The organism is Sphingobacteriales bacterium, assembly GCA_012517435.1.
Classification (GTDB): domain Bacteria; phylum Bacteroidota; class Bacteroidia; order CAILMK01; family JAAYUY01; genus JAAYUY01.
This window is the reverse complement of the sequence record JAAYUY010000116.1, coordinates 1-5,535: the sequence shown is the minus strand read 5'-3', so window position 1 is coordinate 5,535 and position 5,535 is coordinate 1. Positions and strand designations below refer to the sequence as shown.

Sequence of the window (5,535 nt, the reverse complement as noted above, 5' to 3'; positions counted from 1 at the left end):
TTCCTGCTTCAATTTTTGGTGCAGGGCTGACCAGGACATTAAAAGAACAGGTATTCTTATTCCCTGCCAGATCAGTTACCTCATAGACTTCCGTAGTTGTGCCGTAAGGAAAAGCTTTGCCACTGCCAATGCCGGAAATCAATTGAAGTGTACTGCCCGGACAATTATCGCTGAACTGTGGAAGGGGATAAACGACAAAGGTGTCACAGCTCTCAACATCCTGAGGACAGGTGATACGGGGTTTCTCATTGTCATTGACAGTTACCGTAAATGAACAGGTGTCAAAGTTTCCGTTGTTGTCTTCAAGGCGGTAAGCTACCACTGTGGTCCCTTTCGGAAAAGCACTTCCTGAGCTGAAACCAGATAACATGATCAGTTTTGGATTGGGGCAATTATCAGTTGCAACCGGAAAAGTGTAGTTGACAACGGCTGCACAACTCCCGGAATCGGTTGAAACTGAAATATTTGCCGGTGGTTCAATGTCAGGATTTTCCCAGTCTGTAATTTTTACAAAAAAACGGGAAGTATCGGTATTCCCTGAGACATCCGAAACAACATAAGTTTCTTCGGTGGTTCCCGCAGGGAAGAATGATCCGGGACCCAGCCCTTTGATTTTTACAGTGTTAGCTCCCGGGCAATTGTCAGTTCCTTTTGGGGGAATGTAAGTAATCACTGAACCACATTTTCCCGGCTCGGTGATGCCATTAATGTCTGTGATTTTATTGATAACAGGTTTTACGGTATCCGACACTGTAATTTTGAACGAACAGATGGCTTTGTTTTTGGCAAAGTCTATTGCCTGATAAGTTACAGTTGTCATTCCTGTCTGAAAAGTATCCCCCGGTTGATGGCTGGCAATGATGGTATCAAGACCACAGTTATCGGTGGCGGTGGGCAATGTCCAGCTAACCGGAATCTCGCAACTGTTTCCCTTGCTGAAAACTTTAATATCTGAAGGGCAGGAGGTGAATTTCGGCAGGTTGACATCTTTAAAGCCAATGATGATGGTGTCATATCCGGCACATCCGGCAGGGGAAATGACTTCGGCAATAATGCTGTCTTTCCATGAGGATAAAAAATTCAGTACTTTGCTATTCTGTAAATAAGATAAACCGTTCATCTTCAGCCAGTTGACCGAGTCCTGAGGCCTTCCGGCATTTAATACAATGTGGGTCTTCAGGCAGGTGTCAATATCTTTACCGATATCCACCTGAGGAACATACATGTCGGTCTGCGTTTCAAAGGAACCAATATCTGCAACTCCACCATGTTTCCTGTTGTACCCGCGCTGGTCATAACTTAACAAATGAAAAGGGTCACCGAAATCGAGAGCAGGGCTTCCGCAACCCAGGGCATGCGTAGGGGTAGGGCCTCCGTTATCTTTCAACGGGCCTGTTTTTGGATCAAGCACCCCTTTGGAATTTCCAAGTATGTCTCCTGTAACTGCCTGAAATCCACTTGAATCACTGTTGCCAACCAGGTTATTTCCTTTTGAAAGCATATAACATCTGGAAGACAAGCCCCGGGCAATATCATGTCCGTAACTGATTGAACTTGTATTTTTGGCGATGATGCTCGAAGCAAATTCAAGTTTGGCCGTATCGCGGTAATCCACAAAGGTGCTGGTGAAGCCTCCTCCTGTCAAAACAGCATAGTTTTCAACAATGGTTGAGCTGTAAACAAAAGTATAAGGAATATAACTGTTGACAGATCGCTGGAAAAATGCACCTCCATGTCCACCTGCATAATTGTTTGATAAGGTGGAATTGTAAATTTCTACCCTGCCCAGTTCATTGGCGATGGCACCTCCGTTGCTGTCGGCTTTGTTGTAGGCAAAGGTACAGTCTTCTACATACAGAAAGTTTTTTGTAAAAATGGCTCCTCCGTTTGCAGAAGAATGATGATGAGCTACATAGCAACGGTAGAGAGAAAGATAGCCATGGTTTAAAACAGCCCCTCCGTTTGAAGTTCCAGAGAATCCCAATCTAAGTGTAATGTCTTTGATAATCAGGCTTATTCCGGTGTTAATTTCAAAAATACGACTGTTTTTCCCTCCGCTGATGGCAAGAAGTTTAGCCCCGGGGCCCAATAAAACCAGATTTTTGGTAATAATTATCTGTCCGCTTGTCAAAACAATGCTGTCGTTCGACAAACCTGCGGAAAATACAATGGTATCGTCTGAGGAAGCCGCCTGAATAGTATTCCGAAGGCTACCTGCTCCCGAATCATTTGTATTGCTCACCGTGAAGGTATTGGATTTCAGCGGGCCGGAATGCAAAAAAATCATGAAAAACATGATCGCATACCAGCTTTTTATTACAGTTGAATAACTCATATCATCCCTCCTGAATATTCAGAAAATTTTTCAAAAATAGTAAATCTCCGCTTAAAATGTGCAAACTACACTAATTTACCGGATTTACAGTTTTTTTCAGCCAATAAAAATAAAACATTAAAACAAAACAGGGTTATTTATAAAATAACCATTTCCACAATTGAAGGTAAGATATTTTGGAACCATGGACTAAAATGCCGATTCTGTAAATTTTTGCTGCCAGCCAGGTAGTAAAAATAAAAGAAGCCACCATGATCAGCATGGAAATAATAAGTTGATATTCAGGGACTCCCAACGGAACCCTCGCTACCATCATCACAGGTGAGGTGAACGGAATCATCGACATCCAGACAGAGAAACTGCTGTTAGGTGCCTGAATGACTGCATTAATGGAAACCATGGCAATAATAAGGGGAATGGATAAAGGAACAGTAAACTGCTGCATATCGGCCTGATTATCAACAGAAGCGGCAACCGCAGCAAACAGTGAGCTGTAAAGCAGGTAGCCACCGATGAAAAAGAAAACGAATACCCCAAGTACCAATGGAAAGTTGATTGAAGAAAGTGTATTCAGAATATCCTGAGCTTCAGCTGGTAATGACATCTGATTGCTTTGCTGTATTACTTCAGGAAGACCTATCATGGTTATTCCGGCAATCAACACTACCCAAAGCATAAATTGGGTCAGGCCTACCAATGCCACACCGATGATCTTTCCCATCATCAGTTCGAAAGGTTTGACTGTGCTTAATATGATTTCAACAATACGGTTTTGCTTTTCTTCATGAATACCTCTGAGGACAAGGCTTCCGTAAACAAAAACAAACATATAGTTCAGAAAACCGGCAATACCTGCAATAGTGCTGGCTGCTATGGAATTATCTTTTTCAATTCCGGCTTCCGTTATTTTTTGACTGACTACATTTACCTCAGGATCAAGACTTTGTATGATTTCCTGATTAAGACCGAGCGACCTGATTCTTTCATCCTTCACCACCTGGCGGATTTCAGCTTTTACCTTTTCAGAAATAAAAGTGGCCGCCAGTTTTGCAGAATACAATTCAACTTTTACATTTTCCTGAATATTGAATTCCGGAATAACCAAAACATGTTGATTCTCAGATTTTTTCAGTAATTCAATAAATGTTTTTTCTTCTCCTGTTTTTTGATAAAGGAAGTGAAGGTTCTCAGAATCTTTCAGTTTCCCGTTGAAGATACCACTGTAGTCAAACACATTCACCTGCTGATCATCTATTCCGGGATTCCGTCCCATCATGACCGAAAAACCTATCAGAAGTCCGTATAAAACAGGCAACAAAAATGTGAGCAGCCAAAATGTCCTTTTTCTGACTCTGACCAGATATTCTCTTCCTATTATATAACCTATCTTATTCATTTTCAACATCTTTAACAAGTGAAATAAAAATTTCATTCATGCCCGGGATCAATTCTCTGAATGCGTGAATTTCTGTCTTATCAAGAAGATAATGAAGCAACTCATTGACAGTTCGTCCGGGTTTCAGGCTTACTGTCAGGGTCATCCAGTCGGGGTTGTCGTTTTTTTCATTGCTGATGATTTGAAATACCGGTGTTTCAGATTCAACTGGTCTGCTGGTATGACTGTAAATGATTTCATATTTGTTGGTTTTAAACTGAGATTTGATTTTGTGTTTTTCTCCGTCCAATACTTTATTGGCTTTATGAATCAGGGTAACATGGTCGCAAAGCTCTTCGACAGAATCCATACGGTGGGTCGAGAGCATAAAAGTTACGCCTTGCTCTTTCAGCTCAAGAATCTTATTTTTGATGAATTCTGCATTTACCGGATCAAATCCCGAAAAAGGCTCATCAAGGATAACAAAGTCAGGTGAATGCATAATGGCGATGATAAACTGCAACTTTTGCTGCATCCCTTTCGACAATTGCTCCACCTTCATGTTCCACCAGTCGAGAATGTCGAATTCTCTCATGTAGTTTTTAACAACCTTTGGTGCATTCAGGCTTTTGATTCCTCTGAGCTGGGCCATGTAAATCAGATGCTCCCCGACTTTCATTTTTGTATATAAACCCCGCTCTTCCGGTAAATATCCGAGTTTTTCCACCTGGTTTCTGGTCATCGGACTGCCTTTAAACCAGACTTCACCCTCATCACTGGCAATGATCTGATTGATGATGCGAATCAGCGTTGTTTTTCCTGCTCCGTTCGGACCAAGTAAACCATATATTTTACCCTGCGGAACAACGAGTGAAATTTGATTCAGTACCTTTTTTTTACCATAAGTCTTGCTGATGTTTTTAACTTCAAGTATGTTCATAGATTAGCTGATTGTGATTTTTTATTATAAGTTGTTCATGATTAGTGATTTATGAGTTCAGTTTCAGAATACACATGGGTAATGTTAACTGTTGGTTTCCAGGTTGAAATTTTCCTGATGATAAAATTTATGGAAACAATACCTGCAAAGGGGCTTGTATTTGTCTTGTGAGCCAAGAAGGATATGCTCTTTTTCCTCAGCAATTCTGAAGGAATGAGTGGCCAGACTCCCGCATTCCACACAAATTGCCTGCAACTTGGTAACATATTCTGCTGTAGCCATTATCTTAGGCATGGGGCCGAAAGGCCTCCCGTCAGAATCCATATCCAGGCCTGCTATTATTACACGTTTTCCTCTGAAAGCCAGATATTGGGCAATTTCTATGATGGCCTCATTAAAGAACTGTGCCTCATCAACACCAATCACTTCTGAATCATCCAGAAAGTCAATAATTTCGATGGCCCGGCTGATAACTATTGATTTTAGTGCATTTTTATCATGTGATACAACTTCGGTTTCGCTGTATCGCTTGTCAACGGAAGGTTTAAAGATGATAACTTTCCTGTTTGCAATGGTGGCTCTTTTCAACCTTCTCAGCAATTCCTCTGTTTTTCCCGAAAACATCGGCCCTGTAATAACCTCAATCCAGCCTCGGTAATTTTGATGCGAAACTATCGGTTCAATAAACATGCTGTTGTTTTTTTGAAGGTGTAAAATTACGTTTTTTATAATGAAAGAAGTTTCGGAAATTTCAAAGATGCTTTTCAGTTAAAACCGGAAGGTGAATAATAAAATATTAGCCGCTCTACCGAATATTTCAACCTCATCAGCCTGCGTTGTCCCTGCGAATAGCCAGATTAAGTTCACAATTACGAGTTCCGATTT

The 5,535-nt window shown here is 41.2% G+C and carries 4 protein-coding genes; all 4 read right to left on the bottom strand.

The features are described from left to right. A partial coding sequence (locus tag GX437_06820; protein ID NLJ07363.1) for an HYR domain-containing protein occupies positions 1 to 2,296 on the bottom strand: 2,296 nt, incomplete at its 3' end. A 172-nt stretch (positions 2,297 to 2,468) separates the two neighbouring features. Further along, positions 2,469 to 3,731 (bottom strand): ABC transporter permease, encoded by a 1,263-nt coding sequence (locus tag GX437_06815; protein NLJ07362.1) that lies wholly within the window; start codon positions 3,729 to 3,731, stop codon positions 2,469 to 2,471. Further along, positions 3,724 to 4,650 carry an ABC transporter ATP-binding protein gene (locus GX437_06810; GenBank protein ID NLJ07361.1) on the bottom strand — a complete coding sequence of 309 codons (927 nt, stop codon included), beginning with the start codon at positions 4,648 to 4,650 and terminating at the stop codon, positions 3,724 to 3,726. Before GX437_06810 ends, GX437_06815 begins: the two co-directional genes overlap by 8 nt. 84 nt (positions 4,651 to 4,734) lie before the next feature. Beyond that, positions 4,735 to 5,340, bottom strand: coding sequence for a thymidine kinase (locus GX437_06805; GenBank protein NLJ07360.1), 606 nt, complete (start codon positions 5,338 to 5,340; stop codon positions 4,735 to 4,737). Positions 5,341 to 5,535 lie beyond the last annotated feature (195 nt).

Coding starts and splice junctions, on each gene's coding strand:
- GX437_06815 (NLJ07362.1), bottom strand. CDS start 3,731: ATGAATAAGATAGGTTATATAATAGGAAGAGAATATCTGGTCAGAGTC.
- GX437_06810 (NLJ07361.1), bottom strand. CDS start 4,650: ATGAACATACTTGAAGTTAAAAACATCAGCAAGACTTATGGTAAAAAA.
- GX437_06805 (NLJ07360.1), bottom strand. CDS start 5,340: ATGTTTATTGAACCGATAGTTTCGCATCAAAATTACCGAGGCTGGATT.